This window comes from Acidovorax sp. Leaf191 (genome assembly GCF_001424425.1).
Taxonomy (GTDB): domain Bacteria; phylum Pseudomonadota; class Gammaproteobacteria; order Burkholderiales; family Burkholderiaceae_C; genus Acidovorax.
This window is the reverse complement of record NZ_LMPT01000021.1, coordinates 38,859-58,502: the sequence shown is the minus strand read 5'-3', so window position 1 is coordinate 58,502 and position 19,644 is coordinate 38,859. Positions and strand designations below refer to the sequence as shown.

The following is a 19,644-nucleotide window of genomic DNA, read 5'->3' as shown; positions in this document are numbered from 1 at the left end:
GATGAATGTCTCTTTCTTTGTGGGTGGGTGCCGGGTCATCAGGCTCAGTGCACGGCCGCCATGAGTTCGGCCCAGTCGCGTGCGCCCTGCCCTTCGCGCGCCCCCAGGGCGTAGGCCGCCTGGTTCACGCGGCTGATCACGCCGGTCTCCCATGCGGACCGCGCGTCGCCAATGCGGGCACTGCTGGCAGCCACCGTGGCAGCGGGTATGGACCGAGCATCGAGCGCCGGCAGGCGCGAGACGCCGGCTCCATCGCAGCCGATGCCCGCGTCGTTGTAGAGCGCAGCGAACACCGGCAGCTTGATCGCGGCCTCGAACCGCCCGCCCAGCAGGCCGCCGTGCGACGCGGTGATCACCACCGACTCCGCGTCTTCTTCGGCCACGAGCGAGGCCGAGTCGATGAGCACCACGGTGCGGTGCCCGTGCGTGCCCGGCAGCACCTTGCGCGACTCGCCGGGCGATGGACCGGGGTCGACGGCGCCGAGCTGTGCCGCCGCCATGCAGCGCGCGGCTTCCATCGCGGGCATGCCCACCCGCACACCCTGCGCCACAGCCCGTGTATTGGCGAACGAGATCAGCCCGCGCGCTGCGCAGTCGGCCCCGTCGCCGATGCGTGCGGACCGGTGGTGGATGGCCGCGCAGGGCACGCCCAGGCTGTCCGCGTAGTGCAGCCCCGCGATGCCTGCGCGCTCCAGGCCCACACCCGCGTCGCACACCACCAGGCCTGCCACCCCCTCGGTCAGGGCCAGGTGCACCGCAAACACGCCGCCGTGCGATGCGGCCACCGCCACGTGGCCGCGCACGCCGGGCCCCATGCGGGTGACCGAGTCGCAGACCAGTACGTCGTGGGCCGGGGTGCCGCCGCTCATTCGCCGCTCCGGTCCTTGTTGTGGCCTTCGCCCGTGCCGCGGTACGGCACCTCGTGGTCCACCAGGTCCCACACGAAGCGGGCGGACGGCACGCGCTGCTCTTCAGCGATGTGCGCCACCAACCCCGCCGCACGCGAGATGACGGCAAAGCCGCGCATCAGCGCCGGGGGCACGCCCAGCTCGCCCAGCAGCGTACCTACCGCGCCCGTGGCGTTGATGGTGATGTGCTTGCCAAACGCGGCATCCACCTCGCGCGAGAGCACCTCGATGGCGCGCAGGTAGTGCCCCTCGAAGCGCGGGTGCTCGCGGCCGATGGCCAGCAGCCTGGCGGCGCGCGGGTCGTCGGGCTTGTGCATGTGCTGGCCGAAGCCGGGGATGGGCTTGCGCTCGGTGCGGTAGCGCTGCACCGCGGCGCGCGCCGCGGCCTCCACACCTTCGGGCGCATCGAGTATCTGGCGCAGCAAGATGGCCGAATTTTCCACCGTGCCCACGAACTGGCTGCCCACGGCCAGGAGGCCTGCGGCCACGCCGCTCTGGATGTTCTCGGGCGAGCTCATGTAGACCATGCGGGTGGCGATGGCGCTGGGCGTGAGGCCGTGCTCCATGATGGCGATGAGCGCTGCGTCGAGCACACGCAGGTCGTCGGCGTCAGCCCGCCGGTTCAAGATCTGCGAGAACAGCACATCGGTGAAGCCGCGCTGCCCCAGCACATCGTCGGCCAGGTTGTCGCCCCGGTAGTGGATCGACGTCTGCGAATGCGTGCACAGCTCGGTGTACGGGCGGTCGGTGGGTTTGTTGCTGCTTTGGCTCATGCGGCCCTTTCCTGGCTGGCCTGGCGCACCAGGTGCGTGATGTCGGCCTTGAGCGTCACCTTGTGCACCTTGCCCGCCACGCTGCGCGGCAGGTCGTCGTAGAAGTGCACGGCCTTCGGTGTCTTGACGGACCCCAGGTGCTCCTTGGCAAACGCGATGATCTCCTGCGCGCTGACCTGTGCGCCGGGCTTGAGCTGCACCGCCGCATGCACGGCCTCGCCCCACTTGTCGTCCTCGATGCCGAACACGGCGGACTCGTGCACCGCCGGGTGCTGGTCCAGCACGCTTTCCACATCGATGGGGTAGACGTTGAAGCCGCCGGTGATGACCACCTCGCGCAGCCGGTCCTTGAGGAACAGGTAGCCGCGCTCGTCCACATAGCCCCGGTCGCCCGTGTGCAGCCAGCCGTCGATGATGGTCTCGGCCGTCTTGTCGGGCGCCTTCCAGTAGCCGTTCATGATGAGGTCGCCGCGCACCACGATCTCGCCCGCCTCGCCCGTGGGCAGCAGCGCGCCCTCGGGGCTCATGATGGCCATGTCGGTCAGCAGGCCCTGGCGGCCCACGGAGCGCCAGTTGGCCTCGTCCGCGAAGTCTTCCGCCCGCATCACGCTGACCACCTGCGGCGCCTCGGTCTGGCCGTAGGTGGTCTCCAGCACAGGGCCGAAACAGTCGCGCACCACACGGATCTTTTCAGGCGGCATGGGCGCGCCGCCGTAGATCAGGTGCTTGAGGCGCGGCAGCTGCAGGCGCTCGCCATGCGCTTCTGCCACCAGCATGTACAGCAACGTGGGCGGCATGAAGGTGGTGGTGATGCCGTCCTCGCGAAAGCTGCGCAGCAGCTCGGCCGGCTTGTTGCTGCCCGGCAGCACCAGGCAGCCGCCCTGCGCCAGGATGGGCAGCAGGTAGGTAGAGGTACCGTGCGTGACCGGGGCCGAGATCAGGTAGCGGTCATCCGCATCGAAGCCGAACGCATAAATCTGGTTCACCAGCGTGGTCACCCACGAGCGGTAAGGCTGCATCACGCCCTTGGGCACGCCGGTGGAGCCGCCGGTGAACTTGATGGCCTGCGCTTCGTCGCGCGAGCGGCCATGGGGCTGCGGCTGCTGACCGGTGTGCGCGGCAGCGGCCACGTCCAGGGTCGCATAGATGTCGCCGCGCTCGCCGACTTCACCGCCTTCGCCGCCTTGCCCTAGCGCGAGCACGGCCTTCACGCCCGCCAGGTCCAGCGTGCCCAGGTGGGCGGGTTCTGCCAGCACGATGCTCGGGTCGGTAAAGGCAATGATGCGGTTGAGCTCCGCCGCAGGGTTGCGCCAGTTGAGCGGCACCCACACCTTGCCCGCCGCCAGCACGGCCAGCAACGCCACGATGTGCTCCACCGTGTTGCCGGCGCAGATGCCCACGCGCGAGCCGGGCGTTGCATCCAGCTGCTGCAGTGCGCACGCTGCCGCATTGACACGTACCGCCAGCTCGGTGTAATTCAGCGCTTGGCCGCCGCCGGTCAGCGCCGTGCGCTGGGGATACATCCGGGCGGCCCGGTGAAAGAAGTCGATGGGGTACATGCAGATATTCCGGGATACGGACTTATTTAAGCTTGCCACCAACACAATCGGTAGCAAAATCAATGGAAATTATTGCCACCAATGCCTTTCCAGCAAAGGGTAAAAGTCCGCCATACGGATTAACCGCGAATTTGATGCTCCCATGACCACCGTACAAAGCCTGGACCGCGCCATCGAGCTGCTGCGCCTGATTTCTGCCGAACACAAGTCCGGCGCGCGCCTGTCCGCCCTGGTGGCCGCCAGCGGCCTGGCGCAACCCACCGTGCACCGCCTGCTCAAGCAATTGGTCGAAGGCGGCCTGGTGATGCAGGACGCCCAGCGCCGCTACCGACTGGGCCACTTCGCGTACGAGCTGGGGCTGGTCGCCTCCACCCACTTCCACCTGCGCGACCAGTGCGCGCCGTACCTCGCGCGCATCAGCGCCGAGACGGGGGACACGGTGTTTCTGGTGGTGCGCAGCGGGGCCGATTCGTTTTGCCTGGACCGGCAGTCGGGCAGCTTTCCCATCCAGGTGCTGACCGTGGAAGTCGGCAAGCGCCGCCCGCTGGGCATCGGCGGCGGCGGGCTGGCGCTGCTGAGCTTCATGCCGCCGGACGAGTTGCCCGACGTGCTGGACCGCATAGAGCCGCACCTGCATGCCTACGGCGGCCTGACGCGGGAGACCCTGCTAGGGCTGATACAGACCGCGCGCGCGCAGGGCTACGCCAGCATCACCAACTACGCGGTGGCGGGCGTGACGAGCATTGGGGTGCCGATCCGCGACCGTGGCGGTGTCGTGATCGGCGCGATCAGCGTGAGTGCGATGACGGCCCGGATGCAGCCCCGGGAGGGGTTGGTGGTGCAGACGCTGCAGCGGGAGATTGCGGGGTTGCAGAAGGGGTTGTAGGGGAGGCGCTGTCGACGGCTTTGCGGCGGTTGTCGTCGTACACGGAGCCTTGCCGAAGCCAGGCCGAAGGCGCCGAGCGCTTTGTCACCTTACCTGCGCAAGGTCTTTGAGACCACGGCTTGAAAGCTATCCATCACTTCATCCATCGGATGACCCATCTGGACATGGACGATAGCGCCGTCGATCACTAGCGATAGAGGCCGTCCCGCAGCCACAGCATCGCGCGCAAACAGGTCATCGAGCACGGACGCCATCTCTTGCTTGTGGCGACGGACAGTTTCAAGGATGGCGGGATCGGACGAGCCCAGTTCAGCCGCTGCATTGAGAAATGCACAACCCCGAAAGTCCGGCTGGCTGAACCAAGTTTCGAGGCTCGCTGCAAGCGCCTTCGCCGCTGGCATACCAGTGGCGGTGGCTTGCGCCAAGCTGGCTCGGAACCAGGAGATCCACTTTTCATGGCGATAGTCGAGGTAGGCGCGGATGAGGTCGTCCTTGCTTGGGTACTGCCGGTAAAAGGTGACTTTGCTGACCGAAGACCGCTCGATGATCTTGTCCACACCTGTCGCCCTGATGCCCTCACCGTAGAAGAGAGCATGGGCAGCGATCAGGATGCGCTCCCGCGGGGGCAATGGCTCCAGCGATTTTTCGGAAGTTGTCATGACCATATTGTAGACAGATCGTTCCACATGCACTACATTGTGTATGTAGACAGATCGTTCCACATTACTTCAAGAGGTCAAACCATGGAAACTCGCCCTCCCCTTCCCCCGTTCTCGCTCGCAACCGCTGTCGAAAAAGTCCGCTTGGCCGAAGATGGGTGGAACACACGCGATGCGGCCAAGGTCGCTATGGCATACACCCCCGACACGAAATGGCGCAATCGGGCGGAGTTCGCCAACAGCCGAGCCGAGGCCCAGGCCTTCCTTGAGAGAAAGTGGAAAAAGGAGCTTGACTACAGGCTCATCAAAGAGCTGTGGCTGTATGGAGAAAACCGCATCGCAGTTCGGTATGCGTACGAGTGGCATGACGACGCTGGGAACTGGTTCCGTTCGTATGGGAACGAGAACTGGGAATTCGAGGCCAACGGCCTCATGCATCGACGTTTCGCGTGCATCAACGACATGCCTATCCAGGAATCGGAGCGCAAGTTCCATTGGCCTCTGGGGCGTCGGCCAGACGACCACCCTGGATTGTCTGACCTGGGTCTGTGAGGAAAGCCTCGGGCGGTGCCGACCGCAGCATGATCATGCCGTGGCACGAGCAAGTGCTGGCGGCGCCCCTTGGAACAGCGATGCACAGAGCGCTGCAGGTGCTCAAGCCGGGCGCTGGCGGGCCACCCACCCAGCAAGCCCCAGGCCTACCACCGAAGCCACCCCGGTGACCACCCAGGTGAAATGCCAGCCGCCCGCCAGGCCCGCCACCCAGGCCACGAGCGGTGGCCCCACGAACTGGCCACAGGCCGAGCACTGCTGCACCCAACCCATCGTGGTGGACACGGTCCGCTCGCTGGGTGCCAGCCGTACCGCCAGGGCAAACAAGGTGGCGGGAATCATCCCGCCCACCGCCGAAAACGCCACCACCGCAGCGAACCGAAGGACCGCGCCGTCGCCCGCCAAGGGGCTGAAGGCCACCACCGTCGCCAATGCCGAGCCGCCGAAACCGATGGCCAACAGTTGGTGCGTGCGCCAACCCGCCCGCATCAAGCCGCCGGCCCCCAGGTTCCCCACGACATTGGCTGCGCAGGCCAGTGCGGTCAGCGCACCGGCAACCACGCTGCTGACGCCCGCCTGCATGTAGATGGAGGGCAGAAACCCGATGACAGCCAGCCACTGGCAGGAGTACATGCCAAACGCCACCGCCACCACCCAGGGGCCGGGACTGGCCAGCGTGAGCCGCAGCCGCCGCGCCAGGAGCACCACCGCGGGAGACGGCGGTTCGGTGCGCGGCTGCGCCACCGTGGCGCGCCGTGCATCCGAATCAACGGCCAGGGCCAGCCAGAGCCCGGCGCAGCCCGCCAGCACCCCCAGCAGACCCCACCAGGCCTGCCAGCTCCACAATCCCATGACCACCGGCCCCGCCAGAAGCGCCAGGGCAACGCCGGCAGGCATGTAGGCACCCCACAGCCCCATGAAGGCGGGCAGCCTGGCAGCGGGTACCAACTGCCGCATCAAGCTGGGCGCTGGAAGCACGACACACAGGAAACCCAAGCCCTCCAGCGCCCGCAACGCGAGCAGCTCAGCCGGATGGCGGGCCCACGCGCCCGCGAAGCTGGCGACACACAATACGGCCAGCCCCCACAGCATGCTGCGCCGCAGGCCAAGGCCATCAGCCAGCCCCCCAACCAGAACGCCCAGCAGCATGCCCGCCAGCTGTACAGCCGACAGCAGGAAGCCCGCCTCGACCAGCGAGACCCCCAACGCATCCCTCAACACGGCGATGGCCGGTGGGATCTTGCCGATGTGCACGGCGGCAGCGAGCCCGGCCAGAAAGACGGCGATGGGCGCGCGCAGGGGAAAGGACATCAACGATCGCATTTCTTCAAGGCCTGGATACGGAACGGAGCGGCGGACATGCAATCCGCCGCACGATAGCAGGCGGCCCCGCCGCCACGACCACCGCCGTCACCAGTGGGGCGCCTCATGGACCAGGCAGGCGCGGCCCTGCGTGGCGCTTGCAGCCATCGCGGGCATGGGCGCGTCCCATACGGACCGTGCCGCGCGATCGACCTGCCGGTCTTGCGGGGCGCCCAGGCTCCTGCCGCGTTGCCCGCCGGAGGGCTTCACGCCCTTTCTGATGATGGGTAGCCCAGAAGCGCATCCCACACACGCATCTGGGCGATCTTCGGCACCGTGCCGAACGCGATGGATGATGACGCCCCGGGTCCAATCAGCGCAGAGCTTGTGTTGCCGCTGCCGTAGCTTTGCCAGACGGTGCCATCCGCAAAAGTTGCCGTCCCGCTTTGGGCGAAGGTGGTCATCGCGCTCATCAGATGCCGGCTGAGCTGCTGTTCTGCAGCGCCCGATCCGACTTTTTGGCGGTAGTAGTCCAGCCCGTATGTGCCAAACAAGAACGGCAGCTCTGCGCAATGGGGAACACCCCGCCCCGGGGCCGGCAATTCATGCATGAAGGTTCCGTATCGCACATTGGCGCCCTGCTTCACGAGACTGTCGGCATAACGAACGCAGAAGTTGCGCAGGTTCCGGTCACCATTGATTTCAACCCACAGGTTGCCCGGCGCTGGTGAACGGCGATCAGCCAGGGCCTCAGACTGATAGCTGCCGATCACCTGAGAAGCACGACTGGCAGAGCCAGACAGTGGAGCAACGAGTGCCGTGAGCTCCTCCATCGAGGAAGGCAGTGGAGCGGTGAGCGAAGCCTGCGTCGCTGGATCGACCAGGTCCACAAAAAAGGACCCCTCGGTCAGCGTGTTCGTGATCAGCACCGGCACGCGCTGGGGCCATGCCACCCGGGTCCAATCGGCAAACACCGTCTTCCCATCCATCACGGGCGATGCCTTGACGCCGAAGCCGGACCGAAAAGTAGAGGGCAGTGGTTGGGCGTTCAGTGCCAACTCGGCCGCATGCAACGTGGCCGCAGGAATGCCCAACAACCCCTTGGGTGTGGTCTTGAGGCTCGTGGCCAGCAGCTCTGTGTAGCTGGCCGCGTCCTGCAGGGTGAACCCCGCAGGCGCGGCAATGCCGGCAGAACTGAGCAAAACAGCTTTGTGCAGCCACTGGTTCCAGACCGGGTGCTGCGCGATCAATGCCGTGTTGACAGCGCCCGCTGATTGCCCCGCAAGGCACACATTGCCTGGGTCTCCGCCGAAGCGGGCAATGTTCTCGTGTACCCACCGCAACGCGGCTGCCTGATCCTGCAGGCCCCAGTTTGCAGCAAGTCCGGTTTCAGGATCCGTGAAATCTGGGTGGGCCAGGCTGGACATTGCACCCAAGCGGTAGTTGACGGTGACGACGACCAACCCCTGTTCGGCCAGTCTCTGCCCGTCCATCAGGGGCATGCTGGTCGCGCCCGTGCGCCACGCGCCGCCATGGAGCCAGACCACCACTGGCGCCTTGCCCATGCCGCGAGGCGCCCAAATATTGAGAGTGAGACAGTCTTCGCTTTGTGCTGTGGGCTGGGTGTAGATCCACGTCACATTGGCTGGCAAGGTCTGCAAGCTGGCAGGACCAAACGCGGTAGCCGGGGTCACCTGGGCCGTGACAGGCACATAGGGTCTGGGCGATTGAAATCGCAGCGCTCCAACCGGCGGCTGCGCGTAAGGGATACCCTTGTATATCGCAGTGCCGCCCGACACTGTTCCGCTGAACTTGCCTGACGTGGTGTCCACCACGGGGTTGTCGTCACCTCCGCCGCCACACCCTATCAATGAACCGGCAAGCGCCCCGGAGGAAACCTGCAGAAAGATCCTTCGCGTTGTCATCATGTCTCCTCGAATAGTTGGTCTGGATATCAGCTGCTGACAAACTTATGCTAGATAACCAATCTTGTGGTGGCGAGACCCAGCGGTAGAACGCCCTGTTGCGAAAACAGGCCCGCTGAAGAGGCGGTGCGCCACAGCAAGCTATGGCAAGCTGAGACGTACACAGAGGGGGAGCTTGAATCTCGGGCTCACGCCCCATTTGCACAACGACGATGACGGACGGGCCGAATGGACAACGTGTTGCTGGCTGTGGAAGACCTCCTGAGTTTTGTAGAGGTCGCCGATGCAGGAGGCTTCACTGCCGCCAGCAGGCGCACGGGCATACCGAAGTCGCGATTGAGTCGTCGCGTGGCGGCTCTTGAATCTTTCCTTGGGGTTGCCCTACTGCACCGCAATGCACGGCGGTTTGAACTGACCGACGTAGGGCAACGCATTTTTCAACATGGCCAGACGGTGCGAGCGGAAACGCAAACTGCCGTCGCCGTCGCACGCGAGAGCCTGGAGAGCCCCTGGGGGCAACTGCGGGTGGCTTGCCCAGCAGCCATTGCGGCATCGCTTGTGGGCCGCATCGCATTGCAATTCAGCGCTCGCTATCCCCGCGTCACCCTGTCGCTTCAAACCACCGACGGGCGTTTGCGCCCTCTGGATGACACGGTGGACCTCGTGATTCAGCCGACCGCGCAGCCTCTGACGGACTCCAGCCTCGTCGCCAGACGGCTGGCAACGGTCCCTTATGCCTTGTATGCCAGTCCTGCGCTCGTTGCAGCCCTCGACACCCCGCAGACGCCCTCGGCACTGTCCCGCTGCGCTGCGGTCGGCTGGAGCATCACTGCGTCACTGGCTCGCTGGACATTGATCGGCCCCCAGAACGAAAGTGCGGACGTTGAACTGGACGTGCGCTTCGTGAGCGACAACCTGCTGTTGAACCGCGAAGCGGCGCTCCAGGGCCTGGGGGTTGTGCAGCTTCCGAGGATCATGGCGGCCAGCTTTGTCGCGAGCGGGCAACTGCTTCAGGTAGCGCCCGACTGGGTGCCTCCCGCGATACACATCTACGCCCTGTACCCGTCGCGCCGCCACCTTACGCTCGCGGGTCGCTGCTTTCTGGACATGCTGGAAGAGGGCATGAAGGATGCAGCCATTCCTGCGGCCTGAAGCGCGCCTGCGGCGATTGGATGGTGTTGTATGACCGGCGCTTGCGATCCGGCCTGACCGCCGCAGAAAAGGCCGCGGAACTTGAAAAGACACCCAGCCGCATCCGCCAAGCCCGCTGTCGATTCGGCAATTTGAAGAGCGCCAACTTCAACCCCCGGATTTCCATTTGCAATCCCCCGCGAATCGCCCAGGTGTCTCTGGGCTGAACAGTGCTTTTTGACCAGCAATCGTGCCCTTGTTGCTGGGGTCGCGATGTGCCGCGCAACGGGCGGATTCCACTGAACCGGGTTATTGGGGATTCTTGTCGCCACAGGCCCTCGAGGCCACGACAACGAGTTGATCCAATACACCAAATGGCCCTGACATTCCGTCGGCGTAAAGCGCCGCAATGCGTATCCGTTCCCCAAACTGCAGGAATCCCGTGTGCGGTGCACCTTCGGCAATGACCTCCACCATGCGGCGTTCGGCAATGCAGGACGAACCAGCGTTGACATCCGTGTTGGACACGGTGCCCGAGCCGATGATGGTGCCGGCCGACAACTTGCGCGTGCGCGCCGCATGAGCAATCAACTGGCCGAAGTGAAAATGCATTTCACGGCCGTGTGGGTGGCCAAACCATTCGCCGTTGCGCTGGCTCTGCAGCCGCAGGTGTACGCGGCCGCCTTGCCATGCGGGGCCCAACTCGTCGGGTGTCACTGCAATGGGGGCGAATGCCGTGGAGGGTTTGGCCTGCAAAAAGCCGAAACCGCTTTTTGCCTCACGCGGCCCGAAGGCGCGCAGGCTCCAGTCGTTGATGAGCACGATGAAGCGCACATACTCCAGCGCGGCCTCAGCGGTGACACCCATGGGGGTTTCGCTCAGCACGACGCCGAACTCACCCTCAAAGTCGATCTGGTCGGCTTCGCACGGTAGAAGCACGCTGTCGTGCGGGCCCAGAAAATCGTCGGCGGCGCCCTGGTACATCAGCGGTACGGTCTCGAAGTCGGCCACCGGCGGCACCTTGAACGCGCGCTCCATGAGGCGGCCATGGTTCAGAAAGGCGGAGCCATCGAGCCATTGCCAGGTGCGTGGCAGCGGAGCCATGCACTGGTGCGTATCGAAGGGCATGGTCCCAAGGGCCGCAGGGGCGTTGACTGTGCGGGACAACTCTTGCAATCCAGGCTCCACCGTGCTCCAGCGCTCCAATGCATCAAGCAGCGTCGGTGCCACGGGGCATGCGTCGATGCAGCGGCGGGCGTCATCGCAGACCACTACGAGGCGGCCATCGCGCTGGCCATTGCGCAGGGTTGCGAGTTTCATGAAGAGACTCCCTGCAACGGCAGCACCGGATCAAAAATCGCCACAGCCCGCGTCCAGCCCGCCGACGCACCGCGCACTTTGACTGGAAAGCACGAGATGTAAAAACCGTTGGCGGGAAGCGCCTCCAGGTTGTGCAGCTTTTCCAGGTGGCAGTAGCCAATGTCGCGCCCGGCCTTGTGGCCTTCCCAGATCAGGGATGCGTCGCCGCTTTCGGCGTAACGCTGTGCGGTGTAGGCAAAAGGGGCGTCCCAGCTCCAGGCGTCGGTGCCGGTCAGCCGCACACCACGCTCCAGCAGGTATATGGTGGCCTCGTAGCCCATGCCGCAGCCCGCGCGGGTATAGCCAGGCGTGCCGTAGGCGCTGCCAGCGCGCGTGTTGACCACCACGATCTCCAGCGGCTGCAGCGTGTGGCCGATGCGCGCCAGTTCGGCCTCCACGTCGCCAGCCTGCACCACATAGCCGTCTGGCAGGTGGCGAAAGTCCAGCTTCACGCCAGGCTGAAAGCACCAGTTCAAGTCCACTTCGTCGATGGACAGCGCCCGCTGCCCGCCGTCCATGGTGGAGGCGAAGTGGTACGGCGCGTCCATGTGCGTGCCGTTGTGGGTGTTGAGATGCACGTCCTCGACCGCCCACGACTCACCATCGGGAAGATCTTCTTTCCTCAACCCAGGGAAGAACTGCGCCAGATCCGCAAAGCTCATCTGGTGGTCGATGTAGTTGATGCGCGGACCCAGGCCTGGCGGGTCGGAGACGACATCGTTTTCAAGGTGCATCGAGATATCGACGATGCGGCGGGAAGGCGTGGCAGTCATGGGCAGTCTCGGATGAATGGGCACAAACAAAACGATCAGGATTCGGCCGTGAAACCGGTCTGCTTGATGAGGCCACGCCACTGGTCGGCATCGGCCTTGAGCATCTGCGCCAGTTGCGCAGGGCTGGAGGACTTGACCTCCAGGCCGTACTGCTTGCCGTAGTCCACCACGTCGGGGTGGACCAGCGCTGCCTGCAGCGCCTGCGAAGCGCGCTTGATGGTGTCTGGCGATGCCTTGCCGGGCAGGAAGAAGCCGTACCACTCACTGACCTTGAGGGGGTGCCCCAACTCCGTCAGGGTGGGCACCTGCGGCAGGAAGGGCGAGCGCTTGGCTCCAGCAATGGCCAGCACGCGCAACTTGCCGCCTTTGCTGTGCTGCAGGTAGTCTCCAATCGGCCCCCAGAACGCGGGGATCTGGCCGCCCAGCAGGTCCTGCATGCCCGGCACCGTGCCACGGTAAGCAATGTGGCGCATGTCGATCTTGGTGAACTGCCCCAGCAGCACGCCCACCATGTGCGGCATGGACCCCGCACCCGGGCTGCCGTAGTTGGCGCTGTTGGGGTTGGCCTGCAGCCATGCCAGAAAGTCGGGCAACGTGCGGACGCTTTCGGGCACACCAGGGCCGACAGCCAACCCATGGTCGAACATCGCTCCCAACGCGACGGGTGCCACGTCGTCCAGCGTGTAGCGCAGCTTGGGGTAAGTGTACGGATAGATGGACAACATGGACGACGGGGTGATGAGCAGGCTGGTGCCATCGGCCGGGCTGTCACGCAGGTTGAGGATGCCGATCTGTCCGCCCGCGCCCGGTTTGTTGTCCACCACCACGGCCCCGGCGTAGTGGCCGCGCATGCGGTCGCCCACCCGGCGCGCCAATGCATCGGCTGTGCCTCCGGCAGGAAAGCCCGAGATGATGCGCGCCATGTCAGGAATCGCCTCCTTGGCGGCCTGCGCCCAGGCGGCGGGAGCGCTGCCAAGGGTAGGCAGCAAGGCGGCAGAGAGCTGGGTGAAGCAGCGGCGGGTGATCATGGTGTCTGTCTCCTGTTGACTGGATGGGATCTGCAATACAGCCCCGCAAACCTCGTGTGACATGGCTTGCAGCGGGTGCATGAAAAAATTATACGAACGTACAAATTCAAGATGACTGGGGTTTGTACGAGTGTTCAATAAATTTATACAGTCGTATAAACCAGTCCATGTCCAAATCCCGCCCCACCGCCAAGACGGCAGCCGCCACACCCGCAACGCGAGCTGCAAAAGCACCGACCCCGGCGCACAAGCGTGCGGCTGCCCGCAGCGCCGCCAGCGAAGAAGACCTGGCACCCAACCGCCAAGCCAACATCCTGCAGGCGGCCGAGCGGCTGTTTGCCTCGCGCGGCTTTCATGGCGTTTCGATACGCGACATTGCCGACGAGGCGGGTGTGCCGCTGGCGCTGGTGGGCTACTACTACGGACCCAAGCTGTCGCTGTACCACGCCATCTTCCGAGCGCATGCGGGCTACATCGACGTGCGGCTGCAGTCGCTGGCCCAGGCGCAGCAGAAGGCGCCGCCCGGCCAGCTGCTGGAAGAGATCGTGAAAGCCTTTGTGCTGCCCGTGCTGGAGGTGGCCAGCCAGCCCGCGGGCCACCACTTTCTGCGGTTGCTGTCACGCGGCATGAGCGACCACCTGGAAGAAGACGAGCCCATCATCCGCGAGCTGTTCGACCCGCTAGCGCACGCCTTCATCGACGCCATGGCGGGCGCTCTGCCCCAGGCCACGCGCAGTCAGGCAGCCTGGTGCTATCAGTTTGCACTGGGCGCACTGCTGCACCACGTGAACGACCAGCGCATTGAGCGCCTGTCGCACGGACAGAACCTGGCCGGCGACGACGCCGTAGCCGGTCCGCTGCTGGTGCGCTTCATCGCACAGGGCATGCGAGGCGCATGCGCAGGCGCGGTGCACTGATGCACCAACGCTGAGCCCAACGGACTTCACACCAGCACTGCCGCGCGAGCGCCGCATGCAAAGCACAGTCACGCCCATTTTTCTGGCCCCAGCCCACCACCACCCGAGGTGGCTGGGGCCCTGCGCCGCCGCCCCACCCACAGCATCGGCCCGGTAGACCGGTACACCCTCGCGGTCTCCATCCCAGCGCACGGTGCGCTGATGTCCTGCCCCGTTTGAACTGACCCTTCGGTCCAGCATTGGCTGCGCCGTGGGCTCGTTCGCCCCTCACCTGCTCCTCATTCATCGAAAGACACCATGAAACCCCGCACCTCCTTCACGACCTGCCCCTCTCTCACGCAGGCCCGTCGGCCCTGGACACGGACCGTGGGCGCCGCGGCAGTCCTGTCAACTGCGTCGTTCGCTATCCACGCTCAGCCAGCAGCTGGGCCCGGCCTGCAGCTGTACGGCCTGGTCGACGCCGCTGTAGGCCGCTTTGCCAGCCCTGCCGGGGGCGTGAACGCGCAGGACCGCGCCGTGACCAAACTGGACGGGGGTGGCATGTCCACCAGCCATTGGGGCGTGCGCGGCGCGGAAGACCTCGGCGATGGGCTGTCGGCCCAGTTCGAGCTGTCGTCCTTTGTACGCAACGACTCGGGCGCGGCCGGCCGCAGCGACGCACTGCCCGCCCCTGTGAATGTGGCGGCCGACCCCGTGTTCTCGCGCGCGGCCTGGGTGGGCGTCTCGCACCGCGACTGGGGCCGCGTTCGGCTGGGCAACGTCACGTCGTTGCTGTTCTTGAACTCCATCACGTCCAATGCGTTCGGTGACTCGACCGTGCTCGGGCCGCTGAACCTGGTCACCTTCATCGGCAGCCCGCTCACGGGAGGCACGGCGTGGGCCAACTCGGTGGTGTACGACAGTCCCGGCTTCGCGGGGTTCAATGCCTCGGTGGCTCATTCCATCTCGGAGGGCCAGGGCGGTGGCAACAGTGCAGCGCGATGGGCCTACGCCCACGGCCCCTGGGCCGCATCGCTGGTATGGCAGAGCGTGAAGAAGAACCCCGGTACCTTTGCCGACGGCACATCACCCAACGACACCCGCGCCTGGCAGTTGGCGGCGTCTTACGACTTCGAGGTGATCAAGCTGTTTGCCCACCTGGGCCGTATCGACAATCTGGGCACTGCTGTTGCGCCGCTCAACGTGTCGTACCGCGTATGGGATCTGAGCGCGGCCGTGCCCGTGGGCGCAGGCCGCGTGCTGGCAGGCTACGCCGTGCGCCGCACCAGTGACACCGTAGGCCCGGTGCCCGCCACGGTGGCAGGCGGCAATGTCGAGCGCAAGGTGTTCACCCTGGGGTACGACTACTTTTTGTCCAAGCGGACGGACCTGTACGCGATGGTCATGCGCGACAGCACCCTGACCCGTACGCTGCCCGCGTCGCCTGCGCTGGCGAGCGCTCGGGGAACCAGCTTTGCGGTGGGGGTTCGCCATCGGTTCTGAAGGTTCCTTGCAACGGTTGCCTCCAAGTTTCAGGGCGCCTTCGGGCGCCCTTTTTTTCAGCGGCAAGCGTGTACACACGCATCCAACTTGAAGCATCTGCCCACATAGAAAGATCTTGACAACACGTTCCGGCCCGAGCCCGCTGATGCTGGGGGAGGACGAACGCAAACGGCTGCTTGCAGCGATTGCAGCCGCTCGCACCTCGGTCACCAATGGGTACTGCAGGCCAACGTCAGCAGGTGGCAGCCAAAGAAAGCGGACCTTCAACCAGTCGACGATCGAGGTTGAAGTGGCTGCGTCTTCGAGGCGTCCAACGACATTCTCCAGTTCCAAGTGGGCTGTGTTTCGACGCATCACACTGTCTTCTTTTCCAGACGCGCCAGCGCCGCCTCATACGCTTGCAGCACATCCGGTCGATCTTCGGCGGCGGCATCGAACCGGCTGGCCAGCACAGCGGCGTCGGCCTTGCTGCCCAGTTGGCCGATGGCCTTGAAGATCCTTTTCATGAAGACGGCGTCGCCACCGACGATGTGCCGCTCCAGGCGCAGCAGGTCCATGATGGGCTCCACCAGCTGCGGCGCCTTGGTCTTGCCCACCACCTCGAGCAGGCATTTGTAGTTGCCCAGATGCGCGTTCGAGAACTGGTTACGGTCGTTGAAGAAGGCGAGGAAGAGGTCGGTGTACGCCGGGCTGGCCACCTGGAGCAGCACGTTCATGATTGTGGCGTGGTCGCTCTTGAGCTTGCCGGCCAGGAACTCTTGCCGGTAGGGGTGAAATGCCAGCGCCTTGTGAAAGCACTCGGTCATCGGCGCGATAGTGCGCTCGCCCAAGCTGCTGAGCACCTCTATCAGCACCGCCCATTCCTCGGTGTAGTGCGGGCGCAGGCCATTGGCCACCAGGGTGTGGAAAGCGCCCTCGGCCGGGTGGGCCAGCACCCCGCGCAGGGCCTCCTCGTCGTAGTGCCCACCTACAAAGCTGGAGAAGCCGCGGGCCAGCAGATCCAGGTCGGTGACGGCATAGACCGCAGGCCAGTTCTTGGCCTGCATCAGGGCAGCCAGGCGCCACGCCTCCAAATTCTCGGGCTGGTGCTCCTGGGGCGGCGGGCGCAAGTCCAGCTTCAGGGCAAGCCGCTCCTCGAGTTGCGGCGCGCTGGCGTGAAAGTCCACAAACTTGCGGCCGGCCAGCGGCGCAAGGCTGCTGATGGGGTTGTAAGCTACGTTCAGCTTCACGATCTGAGGGCATGCCGCCAACGGTGACAGGTCGCTGATCTCATTGAAGCTCAGGTTCAGTTCCGTCACCTGGGTGCACGCCACCAGATGGGACAGGTCGCTGAGTTGGTTGCCCGAAAGGTCCAGCTTGACCATGCCGGGGTAGCTGCGCGCATACCCATCGACAAAGGCCAGGTCCGTGATACCGCTGCGCGACAGGTGCAGGGACTGGAGCTGCGGCAGGTCCAGCCCCGCAGGAAACATTGCCTTCTTGTTGTTGCGCAGAGTCAGGTCGGTCAGCGTCTGAAAGCCGTTGAGTGCCGAGAAGTCGGAGAACCGGCAGTTGTCGATGTACAGCGTCCGCAGGCGGGGCAGCGCGCGCAGCGCGGCGAGGTTGGTGAACTTCACCCTATCCAGTTGCAGCGTGGTCAGGCTGCTGATGTGGGCGATGCGGGCCAGGTCCACGGGCTCGGCCGTCTTGCTGCTGCGCAGGCACAGCGCTTGCACATCATCGCAGCCGGCAATGGGGTCCAGGTCTTCGCTGGTGAAGCGCTCCAGGTTCAGCTCCGTGGTGTGGTTGAGCACCTGGACAGGGGAAAACGAGCTGTTCGTCCATTTGGATTTTTGGGTTGCCATGGTGTTGGACTGAGGGGTTTGTTCCAGGTGGGCGCTGTGGCTTGGCATGATCGCCCTCAGCGCACCGCGCGTGAATCATAGAGGGCACTCGTGCCAGTTTGGCTGGCTACCGGAGCGGCGAGAGCATCCCTTTCCTCCACTCACCGGTCTTTCGCCTTCAACAACCCCCACCAGAAATCGTCCCCATACTTCGTCGCCCCGTACACACACGCCAGCACAGCCACCACGATCACAGCAGTTAGTGCCCAAGGCTCCCGCAGCCGCCCTTTCCAGCAGACAAGCAACCCGACGACCACGCCGGCGAGCGCACCGCAAACGGCTCGTACCGCCAACTCCACAGTGTCTGAGCCGCGCTCGTTGGGTTCTTCGTTGTGCATGTGCAAAGCCCACGTCGAATGGTCTGCCCCACAGCAATGGGGGCCGTGATCAGCGGGCCGTGTCCTCGCCCGGATACGTGCCCGGCAACAAGATCGACCGGTCCACCGTGTTGATGTTCGTGTGTCCACAAAACGCCATCGTGATGTCCAGCTCCCGCTGAATGATCTGCAGCGCACGCGTCACCCCCGCTTCGCCATAGGCCCCCAGCCCATACAGAAAACTCCGCCCGATCAGCGTGCCCTGTGCGCCCAGCGCGCGGGCCTTCAGCACGTCCTGCCCGCTGCGGATGCCGCCGTCCATCCAGACCTCGATGCCGCCACCCGCTTGTCGCACCGCTTCGGCAATGCCGGGCAGCGCGGCGATGGACGATGGCGCGCCGTCGAGCTGGCGGCCGCCGTGGTTGCTGACGATGAGCGCATCGGCGCCGCTGTTGACGGCCAGGCGGGCGTCTTCTGCGTCCATGATGCCTTTGAGGATCAGCTTGCCGCCCCAGCGCTTCTTGATCCACTCCACATCGCCCCAGTTGAGTTGCGGGTCGAACTGCTCAGCCGTCCAGGACGACAGCGATGACAAATCACCCACGCCCTTGGCGTGGCCCACGATGTTGCCGAAAGTGCGGCGCTTCGTGCCCAGCATGCCCAGGCACCAGTGCGGCTTGGTGGCCAGGTTGATCAGGTTGGCGATGGTGGGCTTGGGCGGCGTGGACAGGCCGTTCTTGATGTCCTTGTGGCGCTGGCCCAGGATCTGCAGGTCCAGCGTGAGCTGCAGCGCAGAGCAGTTGGCGGCCTTGGCGCGGTCGATCAGGCGTTCGATGAAGTCGCGATCGCGCATCACGTACAGCTGAAACCAGAACGGGTGGCGGCCCGTGTGCTCGGCCACGTCTTCGATGGAGCAGATGCTCATGGTCGACAGCGTGAACGGAATGCCGAAGGCCTTGGCAGCGCGGGCACCCAGGATCTCGCCGTCGGCGTGCTGCATGCCGGTCAGGCCGGTGGGCGCTATCGCCACGGGCATGGCCACGTCCTGGCCGATCATGGTGGTGCGGGTGCTGCGGCCTTGCATGTTCACGGCCACGCGCTGGCGCAGCTGGATGGACTGGAAGTCCTGCGTGTTGGCGCGGTACGTGCCCTCGGTGTACGAGCCTGAATCGGCGTAGTCATAAAACATGCGCGGTACGCGGCGCTTGGCGACGACGCGCAGGTCTTCGATGCAGGTGATTTTGGACAGGTCAGGCACGCGGCACTCCAAAGCAAAAAGACATTGAACGGTTTCTAAAGCCTGGCCGGATGGTAGGCAGTTGCGCGCCGCACGGCCATCAAAATTATTTGCGCGGGTCTGCAACAAATTTCCATGGCAAGTTCGCGTACTGTGCGACCGGGCCGTCCGTGGCTCTCATTGTGTAGTGGCTGCAGCGGCCCTGCGCTACCCAGGCCGTAGTTCTGCAGACCCTTTCAAACCGATGGCAACGCAGCATCCGGCGCACTGCGCACATCAATGGCGGGCATCTTCTCAGCAGCAATGGGCGGTGCTTCGATATCGGAATCACGGTGGCCACGGCGTTGGACCGGTACCTTCGAACGGCCAATCCCTTTGCCGGCGACCCCGACCCGATGACCGCAGGCAACGGTGCACTGATGCGATTGGCGCCGATCCCGATGTACTACCGCCGCGACGCAAGCCGCGTTGTGCAGTTCGCGGCAGAGAGCACACGCACCACGCACGGTGCCCAGGAAGCCATCGACAGCTCCAAGCTGTTCGCGCTTTATGTGCGGGCAGCGCTGCTGGGTGCTGACAAGCAGGCGATCTGGTCCATGGACGCCCCCGCACACCTGTCTCCAAAGCTCCAAGCCATCGCCGACGGTCGCTTTCTGGCCGCGCCACGCGACGTGATCAAGGGTTCAGGGTATTGCGTCGACGCCTTGCAAGCAGCGCTCTGGTGTTTCAACAGCACGGACTCGTTCGAATCCGCAATTCTCGCCGCGGCGAACCTGGGAGACGATGCGGATACGACGGCGGCCATATGCGGCCAACTGGCGGGCGCGTACTACGGAGCCTCGTCCATTCCTGCACATTGGCTGGAGCGGCTGGCGATGCGCAGTGAGATCGAGGCGCTGGCCGATCAGTTGCTCGACGCCAGCGAGAGCGACACACGGCAAGACGCCTGAGCC

General features: G+C 65.0%; 18 protein-coding genes. 6 read left to right on the top strand and 12 right to left on the bottom strand.

All coding sequences use genetic code 11. The annotated features are described in order from the left end of the window. Positions 1-44: 44 nt before the first annotated feature. From ASG27_RS21690 to ASG27_RS21680, 3 genes are read right to left on the bottom strand one after another with little or no spacing between them, the layout of a single operon-like run. A complete protein-coding gene (locus tag ASG27_RS21690) occupies positions 45-869 on the bottom strand; it encodes a hypothetical protein (protein WP_056420744.1) in 825 nt (274 codons plus the stop codon). Continuing rightward, the gene (locus tag ASG27_RS21685; RefSeq protein WP_056420743.1) at positions 866-1,681 is read right to left on the bottom strand and encodes a citryl-CoA lyase; all 816 of its coding nucleotides are present in this window, start codon (positions 1,679-1,681) and stop codon (positions 866-868) included. The genes ASG27_RS21690 and ASG27_RS21685 overlap by 4 nt, the downstream gene beginning before the upstream one ends. Continuing rightward, positions 1,678-3,240, bottom strand: a complete 1,563-nt coding sequence (locus ASG27_RS21680; RefSeq protein ID WP_056420740.1) for a class I adenylate-forming enzyme family protein — start codon at positions 3,238-3,240, stop codon at positions 1,678-1,680. Before ASG27_RS21680 ends, ASG27_RS21685 begins: the two co-directional genes overlap by 4 nt. 142 nt (positions 3,241-3,382) lie before the next feature. On the opposite strand from ASG27_RS21680, the gene ASG27_RS21675 reads away from it, so the two are divergent. Next, a complete protein-coding gene (locus ASG27_RS21675; protein ID WP_056420737.1) occupies positions 3,383-4,126 on the top strand; it encodes an IclR family transcriptional regulator in 744 nt (247 codons plus the stop codon). An 89-nt stretch (positions 4,127-4,215) separates the two neighbouring features. Here the strand turns inward: ASG27_RS21675 and ASG27_RS21670 are convergent, their stop codons facing one another. Then, on the bottom strand, positions 4,216-4,785 hold the full coding sequence (locus tag ASG27_RS21670) for a TetR/AcrR family transcriptional regulator (protein ID WP_056421090.1): 570 nt from the start codon (positions 4,783-4,785) through the stop codon (positions 4,216-4,218). 84 nt (positions 4,786-4,869) lie between these two features. On the opposite strand from ASG27_RS21670, the gene ASG27_RS21665 reads away from it, so the two are divergent. After that, positions 4,870-5,337 (top strand): nuclear transport factor 2 family protein, encoded by a 468-nt coding sequence (locus ASG27_RS21665; RefSeq protein WP_056420735.1) that lies wholly within the window; start codon positions 4,870-4,872, stop codon positions 5,335-5,337. A 102-nt stretch (positions 5,338-5,439) separates the two neighbouring features. Here ASG27_RS21665 and ASG27_RS21660 read toward each other — a convergent pair whose 3' ends face one another. Together ASG27_RS21660 and ASG27_RS21655 are read right to left on the bottom strand one after the other, a co-directional pair. Next, entirely contained in the window at positions 5,440-6,648 is a 1,209-nt protein-coding gene (locus ASG27_RS21660) for an MFS transporter (protein ID WP_056420733.1), read from the bottom strand. Positions 6,649-6,905: 257 nt separating this feature from the next. Next, the gene (locus ASG27_RS21655; RefSeq protein ID WP_156370869.1) at positions 6,906-8,564 is read right to left on the bottom strand and encodes a carboxylesterase/lipase family protein; all 1,659 of its coding nucleotides are present in this window, start codon (positions 8,562-8,564) and stop codon (positions 6,906-6,908) included. A gap of 228 nt (positions 8,565-8,792) precedes the next feature. Here ASG27_RS21655 and ASG27_RS21650 point away from each other — a divergent pair, with 228 nt between their 5' ends. Further along, on the top strand, positions 8,793-9,716 hold the full coding sequence (locus tag ASG27_RS21650) for a LysR substrate-binding domain-containing protein (RefSeq protein WP_056420730.1): 924 nt from the start codon (positions 8,793-8,795) through the stop codon (positions 9,714-9,716). 288 nt (positions 9,717-10,004) lie between these two features. On the opposite strand, the gene ASG27_RS21645 is transcribed toward ASG27_RS21650, so the two are convergent. Genes ASG27_RS21645 through ASG27_RS21635 form a run of 3 tightly spaced genes read right to left on the bottom strand, consistent with a single transcriptional unit; the run spans position 10,005 to position 12,855 of the window. Next, positions 10,005-11,015, bottom strand: a complete 1,011-nt coding sequence (locus ASG27_RS21645) for a fumarylacetoacetate hydrolase family protein (RefSeq protein ID WP_056420726.1) — start codon at positions 11,013-11,015, stop codon at positions 10,005-10,007. Beyond that, complete coding sequence (locus tag ASG27_RS21640; RefSeq protein ID WP_235504108.1) at positions 11,012-11,827, bottom strand: cyclase family protein; 816 nt, start codon at positions 11,825-11,827, stop codon at positions 11,012-11,014. The genes ASG27_RS21645 and ASG27_RS21640 overlap by 4 nt, the downstream gene beginning before the upstream one ends. Positions 11,828-11,862: 35 nt before the next feature. Further along, a complete protein-coding gene (locus ASG27_RS21635) occupies positions 11,863-12,855 on the bottom strand; it encodes a Bug family tripartite tricarboxylate transporter substrate binding protein (protein ID WP_056420723.1) in 993 nt (330 codons plus the stop codon). Positions 12,856-13,022: 167 nt separating this feature from the next. Between ASG27_RS21635 and ASG27_RS21630 the strand changes: the two genes are divergently transcribed. Then, complete coding sequence (locus ASG27_RS21630) at positions 13,023-13,772, top strand: TetR/AcrR family transcriptional regulator (protein ID WP_056420720.1); 750 nt, start codon at positions 13,023-13,025, stop codon at positions 13,770-13,772. A gap of 297 nt (positions 13,773-14,069) precedes the next feature. Continuing rightward, the gene (locus tag ASG27_RS21625) at positions 14,070-15,254 is read left to right on the top strand and encodes a porin (protein WP_056420717.1); all 1,185 of its coding nucleotides are present in this window, start codon (positions 14,070-14,072) and stop codon (positions 15,252-15,254) included. Positions 15,255-15,607: 353 nt separating this feature from the next. Here the strand turns inward: ASG27_RS21625 and ASG27_RS21620 are convergent, their stop codons facing one another. From ASG27_RS21620 to ASG27_RS21610, 3 genes are all read right to left on the bottom strand, one after another. Beyond that, positions 15,608-17,098 carry a leucine-rich repeat domain-containing protein gene (locus ASG27_RS21620; RefSeq protein ID WP_162240454.1) on the bottom strand — a complete coding sequence of 497 codons (1,491 nt, stop codon included), beginning with the start codon at positions 17,096-17,098 and terminating at the stop codon, positions 15,608-15,610. Between the two features lie 140 nt (positions 17,099-17,238). Then, on the bottom strand, positions 17,239-17,475 hold the full coding sequence (locus ASG27_RS21615) for a hypothetical protein (RefSeq protein WP_056420712.1): 237 nt from the start codon (positions 17,473-17,475) through the stop codon (positions 17,239-17,241). Between the two features lie 49 nt (positions 17,476-17,524). Further along, the gene (locus tag ASG27_RS21610) at positions 17,525-18,712 is read right to left on the bottom strand and encodes an alpha-hydroxy acid oxidase (protein ID WP_056421085.1); all 1,188 of its coding nucleotides are present in this window, start codon (positions 18,710-18,712) and stop codon (positions 17,525-17,527) included. Positions 18,713-18,882: 170 nt separating this feature from the next. Here ASG27_RS21610 and ASG27_RS21605 point away from each other — a divergent pair, with 170 nt between their 5' ends. Beyond that, positions 18,883-19,641: an ADP-ribosylglycohydrolase family protein gene (locus ASG27_RS21605; protein ID WP_082486062.1), complete on the top strand. Its 759-nt coding sequence runs from the start codon at positions 18,883-18,885 to the stop codon at positions 19,639-19,641. The last annotated feature ends 3 nt before the right edge of the window (positions 19,642-19,644 follow it).